This window comes from Streptomyces sp. NPDC058231, from assembly GCF_042882275.1.
In the GTDB taxonomy this organism is placed as follows: Bacteria; Actinomycetota; Actinomycetes; order Streptomycetales; family Streptomycetaceae; genus Streptomyces.
The window spans coordinates 34,251-54,975 of record NZ_JBHVWN010000017.1; the positions used below are offsets into that span (position 1 = coordinate 34,251).

16 protein-coding genes are annotated in these 20,725 nt (G+C 71.4%); 4 read left to right on the forward strand and 12 right to left on the reverse strand.

All coding sequences use genetic code 11. The features are described from left to right. Positions 1 to 142 precede the first annotated feature (142 nt). Positions 143 to 754, reverse strand: coding sequence for a TetR/AcrR family transcriptional regulator (locus ACFVXE_RS14915; RefSeq protein ID WP_389671538.1), 612 nt, complete (start codon positions 752 to 754; stop codon positions 143 to 145). Between the two features lie 213 nt (positions 755 to 967). Between ACFVXE_RS14915 and ACFVXE_RS14920 the strand changes: the two genes are divergently transcribed. From ACFVXE_RS14920 to ACFVXE_RS14935, 4 genes are all read left to right on the forward strand, one after another. Next, positions 968 to 1,741 carry an SDR family NAD(P)-dependent oxidoreductase gene (locus ACFVXE_RS14920; protein ID WP_389671539.1) on the forward strand — a complete coding sequence of 258 codons (774 nt, stop codon included), beginning with the start codon at positions 968 to 970 and terminating at the stop codon, positions 1,739 to 1,741. Positions 1,742 to 1,842: 101 nt separating this feature from the next. Next, on the forward strand, positions 1,843 to 2,730 hold the full coding sequence (locus tag ACFVXE_RS14925; RefSeq protein WP_389671540.1) for an oxygenase MpaB family protein: 888 nt from the start codon (positions 1,843 to 1,845) through the stop codon (positions 2,728 to 2,730). A 27-nt stretch (positions 2,731 to 2,757) separates the two neighbouring features. Next, positions 2,758 to 5,043 (forward strand): tetratricopeptide repeat protein, encoded by a 2,286-nt coding sequence (locus ACFVXE_RS14930; RefSeq protein WP_389671541.1) that lies wholly within the window; start codon positions 2,758 to 2,760, stop codon positions 5,041 to 5,043. A 61-nt stretch (positions 5,044 to 5,104) separates the two neighbouring features. Beyond that, entirely contained in the window at positions 5,105 to 6,649 is a 1,545-nt protein-coding gene (locus tag ACFVXE_RS14935; protein WP_389671542.1) for a phytoene desaturase family protein, read from the forward strand. Between the two features lie 27 nt (positions 6,650 to 6,676). Here the strand turns inward: ACFVXE_RS14935 and ACFVXE_RS14940 are convergent, their stop codons facing one another. From ACFVXE_RS14940 to ACFVXE_RS14990, 11 genes are all read right to left on the reverse strand, one after another. Continuing rightward, positions 6,677 to 7,651 carry an acetylxylan esterase gene (locus tag ACFVXE_RS14940; RefSeq protein WP_389671543.1) on the reverse strand — a complete coding sequence of 325 codons (975 nt, stop codon included), beginning with the start codon at positions 7,649 to 7,651 and terminating at the stop codon, positions 6,677 to 6,679. Positions 7,652 to 7,655: 4 nt separating this feature from the next. Beyond that, the gene (locus ACFVXE_RS14945) at positions 7,656 to 10,058 is read right to left on the reverse strand and encodes a polysaccharide lyase 8 family protein (RefSeq protein ID WP_389671544.1); all 2,403 of its coding nucleotides are present in this window, start codon (positions 10,056 to 10,058) and stop codon (positions 7,656 to 7,658) included. 11 nt (positions 10,059 to 10,069) lie between these two features. Then, on the reverse strand, positions 10,070 to 11,224 hold the full coding sequence (locus ACFVXE_RS14950; protein ID WP_389671611.1) for an SGNH/GDSL hydrolase family protein: 1,155 nt from the start codon (positions 11,222 to 11,224) through the stop codon (positions 10,070 to 10,072). Continuing rightward, positions 11,221 to 12,300: a DUF1565 domain-containing protein gene (locus ACFVXE_RS14955; protein WP_389671545.1), complete on the reverse strand. Its 1,080-nt coding sequence runs from the start codon at positions 12,298 to 12,300 to the stop codon at positions 11,221 to 11,223. Before ACFVXE_RS14955 ends, ACFVXE_RS14950 begins: the two co-directional genes overlap by 4 nt. Beyond that, complete coding sequence (locus ACFVXE_RS14960) at positions 12,297 to 12,926, reverse strand: hypothetical protein (RefSeq protein WP_389671546.1); 630 nt, start codon at positions 12,924 to 12,926, stop codon at positions 12,297 to 12,299. The genes ACFVXE_RS14955 and ACFVXE_RS14960 overlap by 4 nt, the downstream gene beginning before the upstream one ends. A gap of 2 nt (positions 12,927 to 12,928) precedes the next feature. Beyond that, a complete protein-coding gene (locus ACFVXE_RS14965) occupies positions 12,929 to 14,911 on the reverse strand; it encodes a hypothetical protein (protein WP_389671547.1) in 1,983 nt (660 codons plus the stop codon). A gap of 4 nt (positions 14,912 to 14,915) precedes the next feature. Beyond that, positions 14,916 to 16,703 carry a heparinase II/III family protein gene (locus ACFVXE_RS14970; RefSeq protein ID WP_389671548.1) on the reverse strand — a complete coding sequence of 596 codons (1,788 nt, stop codon included), beginning with the start codon at positions 16,701 to 16,703 and terminating at the stop codon, positions 14,916 to 14,918. After that, a complete protein-coding gene (locus ACFVXE_RS14975) occupies positions 16,691 to 17,455 on the reverse strand; it encodes an SDR family NAD(P)-dependent oxidoreductase (protein ID WP_389671549.1) in 765 nt (254 codons plus the stop codon). The genes ACFVXE_RS14970 and ACFVXE_RS14975 overlap by 13 nt, the downstream gene beginning before the upstream one ends. 44 nt (positions 17,456 to 17,499) lie before the next feature. Further along, complete coding sequence (locus ACFVXE_RS14980) at positions 17,500 to 18,420, reverse strand: carbohydrate ABC transporter permease (protein ID WP_389671550.1); 921 nt, start codon at positions 18,418 to 18,420, stop codon at positions 17,500 to 17,502. After that, positions 18,407 to 19,318, reverse strand: coding sequence for a carbohydrate ABC transporter permease (locus ACFVXE_RS14985; RefSeq protein WP_389671551.1), 912 nt, complete (start codon positions 19,316 to 19,318; stop codon positions 18,407 to 18,409). Before ACFVXE_RS14985 ends, ACFVXE_RS14980 begins: the two co-directional genes overlap by 14 nt. A 69-nt stretch (positions 19,319 to 19,387) precedes the next feature. Next, positions 19,388 to 20,656, reverse strand: coding sequence for an ABC transporter substrate-binding protein (locus tag ACFVXE_RS14990; RefSeq protein ID WP_389671552.1), 1,269 nt, complete (start codon positions 20,654 to 20,656; stop codon positions 19,388 to 19,390). Positions 20,657 to 20,725 lie beyond the last annotated feature (69 nt).

A 20,725-nucleotide genomic window follows, 5' to 3' on the forward strand; every position in this document is an offset into this window, starting at 1 on the left:
GGGGCGGAACGGCCCGCCCCCGGGTCGCGGGACGATCCGGCGCGTGGCTGCCCGCGGCCGGACCGCCGGGCGCCGGATCCGCCCGGGCCCCGTCTGCCGGTCGGACCGGCCTTCTTCCGCTGCTCCGGGCTCCGCCCGGTGATCAGTCGCGGTCCTGCGCGATGGGGGTCTCGTCCCGGCGCAGGGCGTCGAGCGCCCGGTCCAGGGAGGTCTCGAGGTACGTCAGGGAGTCGGTGGCCTGGAGCAGGGTCGCGCCGCCGGTGACGGCGGTCAGGATGGCTGTCGCCGCCGCGTCGGCGTCGAGACGTTCGCCGGCCTCGCCCGAAGCCTTCAACGCCCGGACGCCTTCCACGAGATGGGTGTGCCAGCGGTCGTACATGCGCGTGATGATGTCCTGCGTGGTCGGGCGGGCGACGTCGAGCTGGGCGGTGAGTGCGGACAGCGGGCAGCCGGCGCGCTGTGCGTCGTACTTCTCGATCACTCGCTCGCGCCAGGCCTGCCATTTCTGCCAGCTGGTGAGGTCACCCAGCATCGGCTGCTGATCGGCGAGGACCTGTTCGGCCTCGTGCTCGGCCACCGCGAGGAGCAGGTCGGACCTGCCCTGCGGGAAGTAGTGGAACAGCTGGCTCTTGCTGGTGGACGTGGCGGCACGGATGTCGTCCAGGCTGACCCCGGCGACGCCGTGGTCGCGGATCAGCGTCGCCGCGCCGGTGACGATGCGCTGACGGGTGGCGGCTCCACGGGTGGTGAGCACGTTGTCGATGACCTCCTTGCCCGGCCCGCCTTGGCTCCGGTGGCGACCACGCTAACTCGATTGGACTTGACAGTCCAGTTCTATGGGTTCACATTGGACTCCGCGGTCCACATTGGACTCCGCGGTCCACTCCGCCGCGGTGCGGCCCGCACCGACCGCATCCACCGCGTGCGCACCACACGGCGCCACGCCGACGGGAAGAGACATCACGTCATGGGTACTCGCCTGCAGCACAAAACCGCTCTGGTCACCGGAGCCACCAGCAACATCGGACGCGCGATCGCCGAGGCCTACGCCGCCGAGGGAGCGCACGTCGCCGTCTCCGGCCGCAACCACGAACGCGGGCAGTCCGTTGTCGAGGGCATCAGGGCCGCCGGCGGGCGCGCCGACTTCGTCGCCGCCGATCTCGACGGCAGTGCGGCCGCCTCCCGGGCCCTCGCCGACGAAGCGACCCGGGTGCTCGGCGGGCGGATCGACATCCTGGTCAACAACGCCGGCATCTACCCCGGTGCGACCACCCCGGCCACGGACGAGGAGACCTTCGACCGGGTCTACGCCGTCAACGTCAAGGCGCCGTTCTTCCTGACCGCGGCTCTCGCCCCCGCCATGGCCGAGGCGGGCGGCGGCGCGATCGTCAACCTCGGATCGTGGATCGCCCGCCTGGGAATCCCGGTCGGAGCTCTCTACAGCTCCACCAAGGGGGCGATGGAGACCCTGACCCGGGCCTGGGCCGCCGAATTCGGTCCGTCCGGGGTCCGGGTCAACGCCATCTCGCCCGGAGTGGTGCGCACCCCCGCCCCCGACGAGACCGAGGCGCACCCAGGCGACATCATGATGGAGGGGACTCCGGCAGGCCGGGTCGGCAGCCCCGAGGCCATTGCGCAGGCAGCGGTGTACCTGGCCGGCGACGAGGCCGCGTTCGTCCATGGAACGGTGCTCGACGTCGACGGCGGCCGGGTCGGCGTGGCGGTCGTCGCCGGGGGATGAGCGAGCCGGAGCGGGGTCTGGAGCACCGGCCGGGTGAAGCGCATCCTTGAGGATGCCGACGTCATGGGTACGCGGCCGACCCACGGGAGGATGCGAGCGACATGGTGGACCCCGACCCGGGACTCTTCGGGCCCGAATCCGTCACCTGGCAGCTGCACTCGGACCCGATGATGTGGATCGCCGGGGTGCGCGCCCTGTACCTCCAGGCGCTGCACCCACGGGCGGTCCGCGGTGTCATGGAGAACTCGGACTTCCGTGAGGACACCTGGGGACGGCTGATGCGCACGGCCGGCTTCGTCGGCACCATCACCTACGGCACCACCGAAGCGGCCGAGAAGGTCGGTGCCCGGGTCCGGAAGATGCACCGCATGCTCAAGGCCACCGATCCGGTGACCGGTGAGACGTACGGCGTCGACGAACCCGCACTGCTGCTGTGGGTGCACTGCGCCGAGGTCGACTCCTACCTTCAGGTGCAGATCCGCTCCGGTCTGCCCCTGACCCCTGCCCAGGCCGACCGGTACATCGACGAACACCGCAGCAGCGCCCGCCTGGTGGGCCTCGATCCCGGCGGCGTTCCGGCGAACACCGCCGAGCTCGCCGCCTACTTCGAACGGGTGCGGCCCGAACTCGCCGCGAGCCCCGAGGCGTCCGACGTCGACGCCTTTCTCCGCCGGCCGCCCGTCCACACCCTGCTGGTCCCGGCGCGCGAACTGCTCTGGCGGCGTGTGGCAGCGCTCGCCTACCAGTCGCTGCCCCCGTACGCCCACGAGCTCTACGGCAGAGCCGCGCCGCCCCCGGGCACCGTCGACCGGCGCCTGCGCGCCACCGGAACCGTCCTGCGCCGCATTCCCTCGCGGATCCGCTGGCAACTCCCGCCCGGTCACATTGTGAAGGCAATGGAGAGACTCGGTCCCGCCAGCCGCCCCACCCCCTCCAAACTCCGCGACGGGGCAGCCATACTGGACGGGCCGGGGAGGGCGCAGCGGTAGGCGGAGCAACGGGGGCGACAGCACGCGATGGCGGACACCAGGCTGATCCAGAGCCGGTACCGGCTGCTCGATCTGATCGGGCGTGGCGGGATGGGCGAGGTGTGGCGTGCCCGTGACGAGTCGCTCGGCCGGCATGTGGCCGTCAAGTGCCTCAAGCCGGTGGGGCAGCAGCAGGACCGGTCGTTCGCCCGTGTCCTGCGCGAACGCTTCCGCCGCGAGGCCCGGGTGGCCGCCGCGCTCCAGCACCGCGGCGTCACCGTCGTCCACGACTTCGGCGAGCACGAAGGCGTTCTCTACCTGGTGATGGAACTCCTCGACGGCCGCAATCTCAGCCAGCTGCTGGAGGACAACGAACAGCATCCGCTGCCGGTGGACGACATCGTCGACATCGCCGAGCAGGTCGCCGACGCCCTCGGCTACACCCACCAGCAGGGAATCGTGCACCGCGACCTCAAGCCGGCCAACATCATGCGGCTGGCCGACGGCACGGTGAAGATCTGCGACTTCGGCATCGCCAGGCTCGGCCACGACGTCGGCTTCACCTCCCGCCTCACCGGTACGGGAATCGCCATGGGCACCCCGCACTACATGTCGCCCGAGCAGATCAGCGGTGGAGAGGTCGACCATCGCAGCGACCTCTACTCGCTGGGCTGCGTGCTGTACGAGATCGCCACCGGAGTTCCGCCGTTCGACCTCGGCGACGCCTGGGCCGTCCTCGTCGGGCACCGCGACACCCAGCCCGAATCCCTCCGCTCCCACCGGGCCGAACTCCCCGGCTTCTTCGACCGGGTCGTCCTGGAGCTGCTGGCGAAGACACCGGAGGAGCGGCCCGCCGACGCGGACGACCTGCGGCAGCGGATCGCCGTCGGCCGCACCGGCGAGCAGCGGCACCTCCCGTCGTCCGGGCATCTCCTGACCTCGGGAAACGTCCGGCTGGCCCCGCCGGTCCCCGTCGTGCTCCCCGGCCGGCCGCAGCCCGACCCCGAACCGGGGCTGCCGTCCTGGACCCGCGGCATGACCATGGGACACAAGGCGTCCGGGCCCCGTCCCGGTCTCGCCCCGGCCGACCATTCCGCGGGCCTGACCGGCGAGTGGACCACCGGCACCGACCTGCGGGCGCTGCCTGCGGCGCTGCCGCCCGTCCGACCCGAGCGGCCCACCCCCTCGCCCGAGTTGCTCTCCACCCTCGCCAACCGGCACAGCGCGGGCCTCCACCTGGGCCGGCTCGGCCACTGGGAGGAGGCCGGCGAGGTGCACCGCGCGGTCGCCGCCGAACGCGAACACGCCCTCGGCCCCGACCACCCCGACACCCTCTCCAGCCGGTACGAGGTCGGGTTCACCCTCAGCCGTACCGGAAGGGCGGCGGACGCCCTGCGCGAGTTCGGCCGTGTCGCCGACGGCCGGGAGCGCACGCTCGGCCCCGACCACCCGGAGACCCTCGCCGCCCGCCAGGAGACGGCGTTCGTCCTGGGCCAGCTCGGCCGCCACTTCGAGGCCCACCAGGTGTACGCCGCGGTCCTCGCCTCGCGGGAACGGTCGATGGGGCCCGACCACCCCGACACCCTGCGCTGCCGCCACAACCTGGCGTTCAATCTCAGCAGGCTCGGGCGTTTGGAGGACTCGTACCGGATGGCCCGCGACGTGGCGCACGCCCGTACCCGGCTGCTCGGCGCGGACCATCCGGACACCCTGGTCACCCTCTACGAAGTGGCCTACACCCTGGGCCGGCTGGGGCGCTGGACGGACGCCCTGCAGACCTACCGGGAAGTTGCCCAGGGCCGCGCGAGAGCCCTCGGCCCCGACCACGCGGACACGCTCTCCGCCCGTTACGAGGTCGGCATCAGCCTCGGCAGACTCGGCCGCAGCACCGAGGCCCTGGAGCTGTACCGGGCCCTGGTCGACGACCGCACCAGGGTCGACGGCCCCACCGACCCGGAGACACTCCGCGCCCGCCACGGCCTCGGTGTCAACCTGGGGCGGCTGGCCCGCTGGGAGGAAGCCCTCGCCGAAGCGCGCGAGGTGTGTGCCGTCCGCGAGCGGACCCTCGGCGGCGACCATCCGGACACGCTCGTCAGCCGCCGTGAGGTCGCCGTCGGTCTCGGCTGGCTCGGCCGCTGGGCCGATGCCCTCGCCGTCCACCGGTCGGTCGCGGAGACCCGTGAACATGTTTTCGGCGCCGACCATCCCGACGCGCTCGCCAGCCGGAACGACGAGGCGCACTGCCTCGAACAGCTGGGCCGGGGCACGGAGGCGGTCGAGCTGTACCGCAAGGTCGCGGCGCTGCGCCGGCGGCGGGGCGCCCCGCCGCAGTGACCGCGAATTCTCCGGGCCGCAGCCTCTGGCCAGGGACGATCGTCCCGTGTTACCAAGGTCCATGCCCGCACCTGACACGTATGACGCAGTGATCGTGGGCGGTGGCCACAACGGTCTGGTCGCCGCCGCCTACCTCGCCCGCGCAGGAAAGTCCGTCCTCGTCCTGGAGCGCCTCGGTACCACCGGGGGAGCGGCCGTCTCGACCCAGGCGTTCGCCGGCGTGGACGCCCGGCTGTCCCGTTACTCGTATCTCGTGTCCCTGCTCCCGCAGAAGATCGTCCACGATCTCGGACTGGAGTTCGCCGTACGGAAACGGACCGTCTCCTCATACACGCCGACGGTGCGCGGCGGCCGTGCCACCGGACTGCTCGTCGGCGGGGAAACCACCCGCGAGTCCTTCGCCGCGCTCACCGGTGGCGAGCGCGAGTACGAGGCCTGGCAGCGCTTCTACGCCATGACGCAGCAGGTCGCCGAGCGGGTCTTCCCGACGCTCACGGAACCCCTGCCCACCCGCGACGCGCTCCGGGACCGGATCGGCGACCCGGACGCCTGGCGGATGCTGTTCGAGGAGCCGATCGGTGCGGCGGTCGAAAAGAACTTCGCCGACGATCTCGTACGAGGCGTCGTGCTGACCGACGCCCTGATCGGCACCTTCGCCGACGCGCACGACCCGTCCCTGCTGCAGAACCGCTGTTTCCTCTACCACGTGATCGGCGGCGGCACGGGGGACTGGGACGTCCCGGTCGGTGGCATGGGCGCGCTCACCGACGCCCTCGCCCGGGCCGCCCGGACGGCGGGTGCCGAGATCCGGGTCCGGCACGAGGCGACCCGGATCGAGACCGACGGGACACGTGCCGAGGTCACGTTCCGCTCACCCGAGGGCGAGGAGACGATCGCCGCCCGCCGGGTCCTCGTCAACGCGTCGCCTCAGGCCCTGGCGGCACTTCTCGGCGACGAGCCGCCCGCCCCCGCGGAGGGCGCCCAGTTGAAGGTGAACATGCTGCTGCGCAGGCTGCCCCGGCTGCGCGACCGCTCCGTCGACCCGCGCCAGGCGTTCGGCGGAACCTTCCACATCTCGGAGGGGTACGGGCAGCTGGCCGACGCCTACCGGGATGCGGCCGCGGGACGACTGCCGGCGGCTCCGCCGTCCGAGATCTACTGCCACTCGCTGACCGACCCGTCGATCCTCGGCCCCGAACTCGCCGCCCGCGGCTATCAGACCCTCACCCTCTTCGGTCTGCACACACCCGCCCGGCTCTTCGCCGCGGACAACGAGGCGACCCGCGCGGCGCTGCTCAAGACCACGCTCGCCGAACTCGACGCGCACCTGGACGAGCCGATCGCCGACTGCCTGGCCGTCGACGGGAACGGCGAGCCGTGCATCGAGGCGAAGACCCCGCTCGACCTCGAACGGGATCTGAGGCTGCCCGGCGGCCACATCTTCCACCGGGACCTCGCCTTCCCGTACGCCACGGAGTCCACCGGCCGGTGGGGCGTCGAGACTGCGCACGCCAACGTCCTGCTGTGCGGTGCGGGCGCGGTGCGCGGCGGCGGAGTGAGCGGGGTTCCCGGCCACAACGCGGCGATGGCGGCGCTGGGCCGGTGACCCGTCCACGTACCCGCTGAAGCGTGGCTACGGACCGAACACGCCGCGCAGCGCCGCCAGCTTCCGCGGCAGGTCGTACTCGGCGCCGCCCTCGTGCCCGTTGTAGGTGAACACCTCGATCTCGGCCGGTCCGGCGTAGCGGTGGTAGGCGGCGAACACCGTCGACGACGGGCAGATCCGGTCCATCAGTCCCACCGAGAACCAGGCCGGAGCGGTCGCCCGCGCCGCGAAGTTGACCCCGTCGAAGTAGGACAGCGTCTCCATCGCCTCGTCGATCCGGAAGCGGTGCCCGGAGAGCCAGCGGGCGATCTCCGCGTACGGGCCCGCGTCCGTGATCTGCGAGGCACGCCGGTAGTGACAGAGGAACGGCACGTCGGCGACGGCCGCCGCCACGTCGTCCCGCAGCCCGGCGACGGCCAGGGTGAGGCCACCGCCCTGGCTGCCGCCGAGCACCGCGACCCGCGAGGCGTCCACCGCCGGATGGGCCTTCGCCGCGTCGACGGCCCGCACCGCGTCCGTGATCAGCCGCCGGTAGTAGTGCAGGTACGGGTCCTCGATGCCGCGGGTGAGGAAGCCCGGTGACGAGGAGCCGTGCCCGCCGGGCAGCACGTCCGGGGTGTCGGCGGTGTTCTTGCCGCCGCCGCCCTGCCCCCGGTTGTCCATGATCAGATGTGCGTAGCCGAGGGCGCTCCAGGTCAGCCAGGAGTACGGAATGCCGCGGCCGCCGTTGTAGCCGATGTACTGCACCACGGCGGGCAGCGGGCCCGAGCGGACGCGTGGCAGCATCAGCCACGCCTTCACCGGCTGCCCGCCCCAGCCGCGGAACGTCACGTCGAAGACATCGACCGTCGCCAGCCCGGCGTCGTACGGGACGAACTCGGCGGCCAGCTCGTGACGGCCCGTCTCGGAGAGCGTCTTCGCCCAGAAGGCGTCGAAGTCCGCGGGCTCCTCCGGCTGCGGCCGGTACTCGCGCAGCCGCTCCAGATCCATGTCGAACAGCAAGGGTCTAGCTCCACTTCAGGGTGAGGGTGAGGGTTTCGCCGTGGCGTCCGGCGGTGTCGGCCGTGATCCGGATGCCCGTGGCCGTCGCCGAGACACCGATGCCCGGGTCGGCGGTGACGACGGACAGACCGCGCCGCGCGAGGTCCAGCACGACGGAGGACCGCAGCTGTGTCGGATCGGACAGCGACACGGTCACCGTCCTCCCCTCGGGTCGCACCAGCACCGACGCCGGCCCGTCCGAGGTGAGGTCCTGTGCGGTGCCGGCGGTCCAGAAGTTCGCCGCGAGCAGCCCGTCCGCGCAGCGGCGTACCGCGTGCACGACGGTGGAGTCGGCGACCGGTTCCACGGGGGGCGCCGCCGACCACAGCCTGGTGCGTTCCGCGGACGCGGCGGGTGCCTGCAGCCAGAAGTAGCCGGCCCCGTCCGGGGCCGCGCCGTGGTCCTGCCACAGCGTCAGGTACGGGCGGGTGACGGGGACGTCGGTGCCGTACTTGAGGTTGATCTCGCGCCAGGTCGCGGTGCGCTCCTCACGCAGGCCGTTGACCGTGGCGCGCCGTGGGAAGACGTAGCCACCGGTCCCGGCGAGATGCAGCCAGCGGACCTCGTCGATCCGGTCCGACCAGCCCGTCCCGGCGGGCACGGCCGTGCCGTTGACGAGGAGCGCCGCCTGCGGGTCGCGCAGCTTGCGGTTCTCCACCACCGTCTCGGCGGTGCCCGCGTCGGCGGTGATGCCCGAGCCGACGCAGGCGATGACGTCGTCCAGGCAGAACCAGCTCTTCAGGCCGTGCAGCGAACTCCCGGCAGCGCGCAGTTCCATGCCGTACGCGCCGAGCGTCGTGCCGGGCAGCGCGGCGCCGCCGGCCCAGTCCGACAAGCTGGTGGTGCGCTGGCCGGCCGCGTCCGCGGGGCGGCCGGCGATGACGGTGGTGCCGGGCAGCCGGGCCGGGTCGACGGTCGGCCAGTAGTCCTCGCTGTAGTGCCCGAGATCGTCCGTGTAGAGGAGCACCATGCCGTCGGAGAGGTGCCAGGCGTGCAGGTTCTCGTTCTGGATCGACTCGTAGTTGTAGATCCTCGACGAGTACGCGGAGATGCCGAGTGCGAACGAGGGCCGGTGGTGGGACGCCTTGTCCATCCGCGGATGCTGTTTGTGGGTGACCAGCGGGCCGCGCGGCGGGACGGGCGACGCGATGATCCGCCGGGCGGCGACGAGCGTGGCCAGATCGGTGGCGGCGAGGAAATCACGGTACGTGTCCTCGGCGATCCATTGCTTGACCAGCGCGGTGAACCGGTCGGCGGTCTCTCCGGGGAATCCGGGGATCAGTCGGACCACTGCCTCGATGACCGTCTGCGCGGAGACATGGCCCTGCTTGCTGGGGCGGGCGATCTCGCGCCCGCAGACCGACGCCATCACGTCCCCCCGGACTGTCAGGGGATCGAATCCGTCGTCGACCCAGTGCCGGACGTTGTCGAGATCCGGATCGGTGACCGTCCATGCCGTGCCGGCGAGCAGGTACAGCAGCCGGGAGAGGTTGCCCAGCAACTCCTTGCCGTAGCCGCCGTTGTACGGGTGCTTGTAGTGCTGAAGGAACGAACCGTCGGCGTAGAACCCCTCGCCGGTGCCCTCCGCAGCCGCGCTCGTGTCGTTGAACGCCAGCACACTGTTGGCACCCGAACCCTCGACGTCCGAGAGAGCGTCACGGACCCGTACGAGATCGTCGCCGTCGTCGCGCAGCACCGCGTTGACGGCGACGACGGTGGAGATCCACACCCGGTTGGCGCCGGTCGCGATCTGGCGGTCGGCCCGCCACAGGTTCGGGTCCGGGGTGTAGTGGCGGACCGCGGTGTTGATCCGGGCCAGCCGTTCCGCGCCGAGCGCGTCGTGGAGCAGGACGGTCGCGTCGTTGAGGGCGAGAGCGGAGCCGATCTCCCAGTCCCAGTCGTTGTCGAACCTGGCGTGCGCGGGGCCGTAGCGGTTGGTCAGCATCCAGTCGAGACCGGCGAGCAGCAGATCGCGCAGCGCGGTGTCGCCGTACTGCGGAGTGCCGGGGACGGCCCAGGCGGTCGCGGCCGTGGCGAGCCTCTTGAACGACGTGGTGACATGGTTGGAGACCGTGGTGCCGGTCAGATCGGGGAACAGCCCGTCGGTCCGGGCCGGGTCGAGCCCCGTGACGGACGTGGTCGCGGCTCTGCCGATCCTGGCCACCGTCGCCGCGATCTGCGGGTCCGTGAGGTCGAGCCCGGGGCCGCCGGTGAGCAGCGTGTGCCAGCGGGAGCGCAGTGCGGCGGCGTCACCGGCCGCCTCCGCGGCATGTGCCCTGGCCGCGGTCGGCGTAAGCGGGAGCGCGGCCGCCGCGCCGAGCGCTGCCGCGCCTGTGAGAACGGTGCGTCGGGTGGTGCCTCGGTTCATGATGCGGGCCCTCACAGGAGGTGTCGGCGGTCGACGGCCGCGGCGAGCGCCGCGTGGCCGGAGGGGTTGGGGTGCAGTCCGTCACCGCTGTCGTACGCGGGCAGCATCCGTGACGGGCGGTCCGGGTCTCGGACCGCGGTGTCGAAGTCGGCGACGGCGTCGAAGACCCGGCCGGTGCGCACCGCCGCGTTGATCCGCTGCCGGACCGCTTCGAGTCCGGGTGTCCAGCGGGTCCAGCCCTCGAACGGGGTGATGGTGGCGCCGACGACCCGCAGACCGGCGTTCCGGGCGCGCAGCGCGAGTTGCCGGTAGCCGGCCAGGACGGGCGCGGGACCGGTCTGGCCGGGCGGCTGCTGAAGGTCGTTGACGCCGAGGTGGACGAGGACGGTGCGCAGCCCCGGCAGCGACAGCACATCGCGGTCGAAGCGCGCCTGTCCGCTGGGCCCGAACCGCTCGTCGTCCAGCAGCAACCGGTTGCCGCTGATTCCGAGATTGGCGACAGCCGCGCCGGGGAGCCGTCGCGCCAGTTGGTCCGGCCAGCGCAGATCCGCGTCGTCCGGCGTGCCGACGCCCTCCGCCATGGAGTCGCCCAGCACCGCGACGACGGGCCCGTGAGCGCCTGTCACCTCGATGCCCGTCAGCAGGAACACGGAGGTGGTGCGGGTGCCGTCGACGGTGTGCGAGGCATGTGTGTTGCGGTGGAAGGAGAGCGGTCCGGTGGGGCCGGGCAGCCGGGTCTCCACGGTCAGCCGGGCGGCTTCGGCGGTGCGCAGACCGGCGACCGGATCACTGGTCAGCGAGGCGCCCGCGGCGATCCACGCCTGCGGCCGGCCGCCGAACGTCACGGGCCGTCCGCCCGCGGTCACCGGCCCGACCAGGACCGGTGTGGTGCCGAACGCGTGTCCGTACCGCAGCCGAACCTGCCCGCCGGCCGACAGCCGGACGGCGGCGGTGAACGTCCCGTCGGTCAGGCCCGCGCTCGCCACCGTGTCGCCGGCGGTCGGCGCGGTCTGCGCGGTCGCCCATGACGTCGTCCAGCGCGAGGGGCCGGCGCCGCGACCGGGCGCCTGCGCGGCCCGCGCGTCCGGCGCCGTCGCGGCGGCCGAGGCCAGTCCCGCCGCTGCCACCGTCAGTACCCCGCGTCTCGCGGGCCCCCGCCCGCTCACTGCGGGCACGCACCCGTCGGCTCGTAGGCGCTGCCGTAGGTGCCGACCGCGTCGCCGCCGGTGTTGCCGCTCATCGTGTTGGTGCACACCGGCCCCTGCGGGGTGCGCATGAATTTGATGCCACCGCCCGCGTTTCCCGTGACGGTGTTGCCGTAGACGCTGGTGTCGATTCCGTCCGTCGCGGTGTCACCACCGAGCCTGATGCCCGCGCCGGCGTTGTCGTGAACGGTGTTGTAGCGGAAGATGTTGCCGCTGCCGCGCGCGTCGAGCCCGCCGGAGCTCGAGTCCCGCTGGCCGCTGCAGTCGTTGTACTCGACGTAGTTGGCGGTCGAGTTCTCCTTGAGGTCGACACATTCGTTGCCGTGGGTGGCGATGGTGTTGTGGTGGATGCGGTTGTTCCTGCTGACGTCGGGTGCCGCGTCCGGTGCGCCGTTCGCGCCCTGCTGTTCGGGGGCGGTGCCGAGGTAGATGCCCTCACCGTTCTTCCCGCCGCCGCCGAACCTGAAGTCGGCCACGCCGCAGTCGGTGATGGTGTTGCCGGATATGTCGGCGCCGGTGGCCAGGTAGCGCACCCGCAGACACTCGTCGGCGGCGTTCTTCAGCGTCATGCCGGTGATGCGCAGGGCGCCCACACCGTTCCCCGGAGTCGTGCTCATGACATATATGAGCTTCAGGCGGTAGCCCGACACATCGGTGGGCGACCCGTGCAGCCCGTCCACGGTGAAACCGTTCAACGTGGTCGAGTCGTGCTGCACCTGAATGATCCGGGAGTCACCGGCCCCCTTCACCACCGCGGTCGAGGGGCCGGTGATGGTGACGCCGGCCCGCCTGGTCACCACGTCCTGCTCGTACGTACCCGGCGCGAGGTTCACCACGGCGCCCGACGGCGCCAGGTCCACGGCCTTCTGGATCGTGGCGAGTGCGGAGCCTGCCGACGTACCGGCGTCGGAGTCGCTGCCCGACGGTGACACGTAGTACGCGGTCGCGGCCTCCGCCGCGACGGACGGCGGCGGGCAGGCGAGCGGAGCTGCCGTGGCCAGCCCGGCGACGAGGGCGGCGCGTAATACACGGCTCATGGGGTGTGCCTCCTGGGATCGGCGAGGGAGAGAGCGAGCAGTACGGGAATGCTCGGGCCGAGCAGCAGCGGCCCCAGCGGTACGACGAGGGAGAGGAGCAGCGCGGAGATCACCGCGCCGAGCAGGGCGGTGCCGCGGGCGGCGGAGCCGAACCCGAGCGTCAGTGCCCCGTGCGTCCAGGCGCGGACCGTCCCGCCGGGCGAGAGTGCCGCCTCGGCGGCGAGCGCCACATGGTGGATGACCGCGGCCGCCGCGATGCCCACCTGCGCGGCGAGCACCATGAACGTCCAGGGCTCCGACCGGCCCAGCAGCCAGCCGATGTCGGCGGCCAGGACCAGCGCTCCGGCGGTCGAGGCCACGCAGTGCCGCCGCAGCGGGCGCCAGTACCGGGGGAACGCGGCGAACGTGCCCGTGAAACAGCGGCTGTCGCCCTCCGCGCGCCACCGCTGCAGAGCATGCCCCATCGCGGCGAGCGCGGGCAGCCAGGTCACGATCCCGAGCGACAGTACGGCGAACGCGGCTCCGGCGGCCGCCGGATACGCCACGAACTCCAGCAGGCGCAGCAGCGCCGGCCGGCCCGACGGGGCGGCGGTCCGCGGTTCCGGGGACGAGAGGGTTGCCTGCATGGTCAGCCGACCTTTCCTGTGTACGGCTCCGTGCCGTCGAGGAGCACCCGGCCGTTCAGCCGCAGCCGCGTGGCCGCCACCACGTACGCGGCGCCGTCACCGAGCAGCACGGCGGCCGCGTCGGCCTCGACACCGGCGGTACGGATCTGCCGGGCGACGGGGGAGAGCAGCACCGTTTCACCGTCGAAGGCGACACCGTGCCCGGCCGCGCAGGCGACCTGCTCGCCCGGGGCTCCCGCACCGGGCGTGATCGCGGTGAGGAACAGCCCGGTGGCCGAGCGGGCGGTCGTCGACCGGAACGTGTGCAGCGTGCGGGTGAGGCGCAGTTCCGGCGTACTGGACGTCGGGTTGGCCTCGACCTCGGTGACCTCCGAGGAGACCGATGGGGCGCGGGGGTGGAACTGCCGCACCCGTGCCACGGCCGAACCCGACCGGATTAGCCGCGTGCCGTCCGGCTGCGGTTCGGTGGGCCGGTCGGTCTGGAGGAGAAACGTCCACTCCCGGCCCTCACCGGGTTCGGACTCCGCCAGGTCGAGAAGCACCAGCCGCCCCGACGGGGTGAAGACCAGCGTCCGGTCGAGCCGCCGCACCCCGAGTCCGGGGGCGTACATCGCGGCGATCTCGGCCGTCGCGTGCGCCCAGCCGCACTCGTCGCCGACGAGCACGTCGCGCTGCCGGGCCTGCCGCTCGAACGGGAGGTCCTTGTAGACGTGGTACCGGTCCTCGTCCGCGTAGCCCTTCCCGTCCACCAGCAGCAGATTGTGGTGCGCGGCCCGCTTCCGATTGCTGTACCCCTCGTCCACCGCGAGGTACTCACCCTGCGAGACCATCACGAAGGAACCGGAGTCGGGGTGGTGATGCCCTTGGTTGAGCGTCTCCCAGCCCCGCTCGGCCCGGTGCTTCGCGGATGTCTCCCACGCCTTGTGGCCGCCGCCCGGACTGGCCTTGAACGAGACGAGCGTGGCGTCGTCGTCCCATCCGGTACGCGCCGCGAGCAACCCCAGATCCGGGAAGAACGCCCGGGTCTCGGTGGGCCGCGCCGCCGGCACGGACGGGTCGTACCAGAGGTATTCGAGGTAGGCCTCCGGCAGGATCCCCGGCCGCACGCCGCTCTCCGCGGCCTCCTGCCGGAGCAGGTCCCCCGATGCCAGATCGCCCATCCACTGGGCCTCCGGGATGCCGTACCGGGCGGCCAGTCGGTAGTAAAGCCCGGCGCTGTGGCCGCTGCGCCGGTCGTGGCAGTCACCGTGGTCGACATTGCGGGCGAAGCCGGGGGCGGTCTGGTGCAGCCGGTAGCGGAACGTCTGGGAGAGGAAACCGCCCCGGTCCCACCAGTCGACACCCTCCGCCTCCTGGAGGAGATCCAGATGGATCGCCAGGAACGGCACGCCGTAGCGCCAGTAGACGACGCCCTCGGCGTGCGAGCCGTCCTCGGGCATCAGGTCGAGGACCGTGCCCAGATTCTCCTTGGCGCGCGCGGTCCACTCCTCCTTGCCCAGCACGTACCCGGCCGTCGCCAGCCCCGCGTAACAGATCCAGTTGTGGTTCTGCCAGTACGACGAGGACCACCAGCCGCCCTCGCTCGCCACCGCGAACTCGTACATCCGCCGCCCCTGCAGCAGAAGTTTGTACCGCAGCAGCGCCCGCAATCCTTCGGGCAGGTCGTCGCCGATCCACCGGTAGGCGAGCGACAGGTGGTGCAGCAGCCAGCCGGCGTCCAGATCGTGGTCCGGCATATGGGCCCTGCCCCAGTGCGGCAGCCGGACCGCCGCCTCGATCCAGCGGCAGCTCTCCGTCAGATGGGCCGGACCACCGCCGACCCGATGGGCCAGCGCCGGGTTGGAGGCCGCGGGGCCCAGCCAGGTGATGCTGGCCAGGGGATGGGTACGGGGCGGGGTCAGCCCGCGGTGGCGGGCGGCCTCCTCGTACAGCCGCATCTCCTTGGCGGGGCGCGGGCCGGGGGGCGGGGTCGCCGAGAGCAACAAGGGTTCAGTCCTCCGTCCGGAACAGGGCCGTGCTGCCGTCCGCCAGAGCGACCGTCAGCCCGTCGTCGTCCAGCCGCACGTCGGTGACGGCCGGCCCCGCCGACGACGCCTGGTACACCGAGGCGAACGTGATCCGCTGTGCCTCGGCGGTGAAGTCGACCCGGGTACGGGGCCGCTGCGGATCGTCGGCCGGGCCGGGACCGGGCCGGGTGACCGGCCGGACCGGCACCCCGGCGGAATGCGTGTGCCAGCCGTGCAGCGTCTCCTCGCCGTACCAGGTGGTGCGCACCGGACCGCCGGCCTGAAGCTGCACGTCGAGCGCGACGCCGGGGCGCAACTGCGCGGTGAACCGCCGGGAGTCCTCCGCCGTCACGGTCAGCAGATCGACGAGAAAGCCGTCACCGAGCACGATCCGCCGCACCGCGCGCACACCCTCGTACGCCCCGGTCACCTCGGCCGTCACGGAGGAACCGTCCGAACCGAGCAGCCTTCCGGCGCACTCCGCCTGTTCGCCGCGGTCCACCCGGAAGGCGGGATGCGCCTCCGTGGACGCGTACAGATCACGGAACTCGGCGTGCGCATAGGGGACCTGGCCGGGATCGGGCTGCCACGGGGTGGTGTCCCCGTACAGATACAGCGACAGCTTGTCGCGATGTCCGTGCGAGCCGCCGTGCGGGCCGAAGTCCAGCAGCGCATGGATCCCCGCCCCGCGCAGCACCGCGTATCCTGCCTCGCCGAACACCGTCACCGGACCCGGCGCCGGACGTTCCGGAAGCGGCGGGCCCGCGAACCAGCCGGCCAGCGCCCGGTCCAGGCCGTCGTCATGCGCACCGAGTTCGGACCGGGCCCGCCCCGCCACCGCCGCGAGGGCCGAGGAAGGAACCAACTGCTGTGCCAGAGAAACCAGTTCGAGCCACTCCAGGGCGAGGGGATGGCGCAGATACGGACCGTCGTGCAGCGCGGGGAGAACACCGCCCGGGGTGGCGACGGCGGCCAGGACGTCCGTCATCCCGGCGAGCACATCGACCACGTCGGACGGTACGGCCGCCGGGTCCGTGGAGCGCAGCGCCAGCAGCGCGGCCCGCAGCACGAACCCGTGGTAGTAGGTGCTGCCCTCCCACTCCCAGCCGTCGTCGGCGACCGCTGCACGCAGATGCGCGTACAGCCCGTGCTCGCCGTCGAGCCACACCTTCGCCCCCTCCCACTCCTGACCGCGGGCCGCGGCCGCACCACGACTCGCCGCCACACCCGCGGCGTTGAGCCACGCGGTGTAGTTGGAGGCGAGGTGCCCCTGTCCGGTCAGCACATCCCGGGCGTCCAGCGCCGCGCGCTCCAGATCGTCGAGGAGCGGCAGCGCCGCCGCCAGACCGTCCGTGGAGTCCTCGGCGAGCGTGATGACGGCATGCCCGACCCCGACGGCCCAGATGGCGTCCGTCAGAGCCTGGTGGAAGAGCCGGCCGCGCAGCATCCAGTTCTGTGCCTCGCCGTGCCGCCCGGTGGCGAGTTCGGCGTACAGCCCGGCGTACTCGGCGAGCCGTGCCACCGCCTCCGCCCGCTCACCCCGGTGGGCGAGCACCCGCAGATGCCGCGCCCACGCCTGGTGCGACAGCACCAGCCAGGCGCCGCGCACCGCCTCGTCGTCCACCCGGCAGCCGTACGCGCACCGCGCGCCACCGTCCGGGAAGGACCCGGCGAGCAGATCACCGTGGTCGAGCTCGGTCCCGTGTGCCGGGCAGACGTACGCGTGCCACCAGCCGCCGCGCTCCCGGGGGATCCGCCTCAACGCGGCCACACGCCACCGTCGATGTCCACCGTCGTGGCGGTGAGGAAGCCGGATGACGGAGACGCGAGATGGACCACGGCCGCGGCCACGTCCTCCGGCGTGCCGGCCCGGCCCACGGGTATCCCCGCCTCCATCGCCTGCTGCGCCTCCGGTGCGGTGAACGTGTCGTGGAAGGCGGTGCCCTTGATGAAGCCCGGTGCGACGGTGTTGACCGTGATCCCGGTGCCGCCGAGTTCCTTCGCCAGCCCCTTGGTGAACCCGCGGACACCGGCCTTGGCCGCCGCGTACGCCACCGAACCCGGACCGCCGCCGTTGTGCGCGGCCAGGGAGGACATGGTGATGACGCGGCCCGCCGACGACTTCGTCAGATGCGGCAGCGCGGCCCGGACGGTACGGAACGTCGACGTCAGATTGGTGGAGATCACCCGTTCGAAATGGTCGTCGGTCATCTCGGCGATCGTGGCGCGGCCGATCAGATGGCCCGCGTTGCAGACCAGGACGTCCAATCCGCCGAGGAAGCCGGCCGCCTCCTCGACGACCCGGTCGACATCCGTTGTCACGGTCACATCGGCCTGGAACGCCTTCGCCCTGCGGCCCAGCGCCTCGATCGCGGAGACCGTCCCCGCGGCCTCGTCGGCCGAGGAGTGGTAGTGGACGGCGACATCGGCCCCCGCCTCGGCGAGGGCGACGGCGATGGCGCGGCCGATGCCGTGGCCCGCTCCTGTCACCAGCGCGCGGGATCCAAGGAGATCAGCAGACATGGGGGTAACCCTTTCGATAACCGGCCGCTCGGGGCCGGAACCAGTCACTTGAGACCGGCGGTTGCGAAGCCCTGCACGAAGTAGCGCTGGCCGATCAGGAAGAGAACGACCATGGGGAGGGTGGCGAGCGTCGTGCCCGCCATCAGGAAGTGCCACTGGGTGCCGTTCTCCGTCTTGAAGACGGAGAGCCCGACCTGGATCACCCGCAGACTGTCCGTGCGGGTCACCAGCAGCGGCCACAGGAAGTTGTTCCACGAGGACTCGAAGGTCAGCAGCGCCACCGTGGTGAGCGCGGGCTTGACCTGCGGGGTCATGATCCTGGCGTAGATCCTGAACTCGCCGAGCCCGTCGAGCCTGGCCGCCTCCTCCAGTTCCACCGGAAGGTCCAGATAGAACTGGCGGAAGAGGAAAACGGCGAACGGGGTGACGGCACCCGGAACGATCAGCGCCCACCAGGAGTCCAGCCAGCCGCTGCCGCCCTGGCCGAAGATGTCGTTCCCGCCGGCCAGCGGCATGAAGCGGACGATCAGGAACTCCGGCAGCACCTTGGTGTAGGTCGGGATCATCAGCGCGGCGATGAAGAGGTAGAAGATCACCTCGCTGCCGCGGAACCTGATCCGGGCCAGCGAGTACCCGGCCATCGACGCGATGAGCACATTGAGCACCGTGTGGCTGATCGCGATGACGAAGCTGTTCCGGGCGTACGTGGCGAACGGCGCCGCCTTCAGCGCGTCGAGATAGTTTCCGAACTCCCAGTGCTCCGGCAGCAGTCCGGCGTCCTGCGAGGCGATCTCCGCCGGGGTCTTGAGCGAGGTGAGCACCATCCAGACGAACGGCACGACCATCAGCAGGGAGATGACGGTCAGCGTCACGTAGAGCGCGATCCGGCCGGTGGAGACCTTCGGGGAACGGCCGCGCGCCGGCTGTGACCGGGCCCCTGGTTTCTGCAGCTCAGCTGTGGCCACGGGTGCCTCCCATGATCCGCCGGTTGACCAGGGTGAACCCCATCAGCAGGGCGAACAGCACCAGTGACTGCGCACAGGCGTAGCCGACGCGGAACTCCCGGAAAGCGGATTTGTAGATCTCGTACGTCATCATCGTGGTGCTGTTGGCGGGTCCGCCGTCGGTGAGGATGTAGATCTGGTCGAAGGACTGGAACGCGCTGATCATCGACGTGATGAGCACGAAGAAGGTGGCGGGTTTCAGCAGCGGCAGTGTGATCGAGAAGAACTGCCGGACCCTGGAGGCGCCGTCCACCGAGGCCGCTTCGTACAGCTCCTTCGGCAGGGACTGCAGCGCGGCCAGGTAGATGAGCATCTTCATCCCGATGCCCTGCCAGATGCCGACCAGGATCACCGAGGGCATGGCCCAGGCTGTCGACGAGAGCCAGGCCGGGCCGTCGATGCCGAACGTCGAGAGCAGCGCGTTCAGCAGCCCGTTGCCCGGGTTGTAGATCCACAGCCAGACCAGAGCGATCGCGACGGTCGCCGTCACCTGCGGCAGGAAGACTGCGGTACGGAAGATGCCGCGGGCCCTCAGGCCGGTGTGCAGGGCCAGGGCCATCAGCAGCCCCAGGACCATCCCGAACGGCACGGTGAAGAAGGTGTAGACGACCGTGTTGACGATGGACTTGCGGAAGACCGCGTCGTCCAGCATGTCCCGGAAGTTGTCCAGCCCCACGAACTGCGGCGCCGTCAGCACGTCGTACTTCGTGAAGGCCAGGACCACCGAGGCGAAGACCGGCAGACCGATCCAGAGCGAGGCGTGCAGCAGCGCGGGCGCCACCATCAGCATCCCGGCCCGTCGCCGGCGGCGCCCCGGGCCTGTCGGTACCCGGCCGGTGCGCTTCGGCACCGTCGTCATGTCGGGCGGGGAAGGCGGCCGTGCGGGCCCGGCCTTCAATATGGATGTCGTTCCCACGGTGACGGGTCCTCACATCCTGCCGATGGCGGCTTCGGCGAGCCGGCCGAGTTCCGCGATGGCGTCCTTCGCGGACTGACCGCCCACGATCGCGGGCTCCAGCGTCGGCTTGATCTTCTCGCGGATCTCCATCCAGGCCGCGGTCCCGCCCTCCGAGCAGGCGTCGCCCATGCTCTGCAGGGAAAGATCGACGAACTTGTTCTCCTTCACATAGCTGGTGTCGTTGAGGTCCTTGAGCCCAGGCACCGAACCCCGCTGCCGTGCGGCGCCGAGGATCGATTCGGGCGTCGCGAGATGTTCGACGAGCGCACGGGCCGCGGCGGGGCGCTTGGAGCCTGCGGACTGGCAGACGAGCGTGCCGCCCTGAAGCATCGCCGGCTTGCGGTTCGCGAGGACGAAGGCACCCACCTTGTCCTCTTCGATCAGCTCCGGATTGGTGTCCTTGAGCTGGTTCCACAGGGCGCTGGTGGACATCATCATCGACGCCTTACCGGTCTGGATGTTCGACGGGGCACCCAGATCGGTCTTCTTCGCGTAGTCGGACGAGCCGTCCTTGACCAGGTCCTTGAAGAGCTGCAGCGCCTCCACCCCACGGGCGTTGTCGAAAAGCACCTTCTTGCCGTCCGCGCTGAACAGCTGACCGCCGTTGGCGAAGAGGAAGGTCTCCCAGCACTGGCGCAGGTCGATCGAGAACGGGTCGAAGCCGAGCCGTCCGTCCTTGGTCAGCTGCTTCGCCACTGCGCGCAGTTCGGCCCAGTTGGCCGGGGTCTTCTTGATCCCGGCCTCCGCGAGGTGGTCCTTGCGGTACACGACGATGCGGGTGTCGAGGACGACCGGCAGCGCGTAGAGCCTGCCGTCGTACCGCGAGGGCTCCAGTACCCGCTTCTCGTAGTCGTGTGCGGAGGCCAGCTCCTCCGGCAGTTCGGCGATCGCCTTCTTGGCGGCGAACGGCGGGATCCAGCCGACACCCATCATCAGTACGTCGGGCAGCAGCCCACCCGCGAGACCCGTGGTGATCTTCTCGTTGAGCTGGGCGTACGTGGTGTAGTCCACGTTCACCTTGACCTTGGGATGCTTCTTCCGGAAGCCCCCGAGGATCTCGTTCTCCAGCAGCGTCTTGCCATCGGCGCCTTCGTAGATCGGGGTGAGCAGCGTGATCTCACCCTCGGCGGGACCGTCGGCGGAGCCGGCTGTCGACGTACCTGTGCCGCATCCGCCGAGGGCGGCGGCAGCGGTACCCGCACCGATTGCGGCAAGCAGCGACCGTCTGTTGAGTTCCATGGGACACCCCTCTAGAGCTGGAAGCTGTGGATCGATCCAGTGATGGCAACCCGGCCATGACTGGGAAGC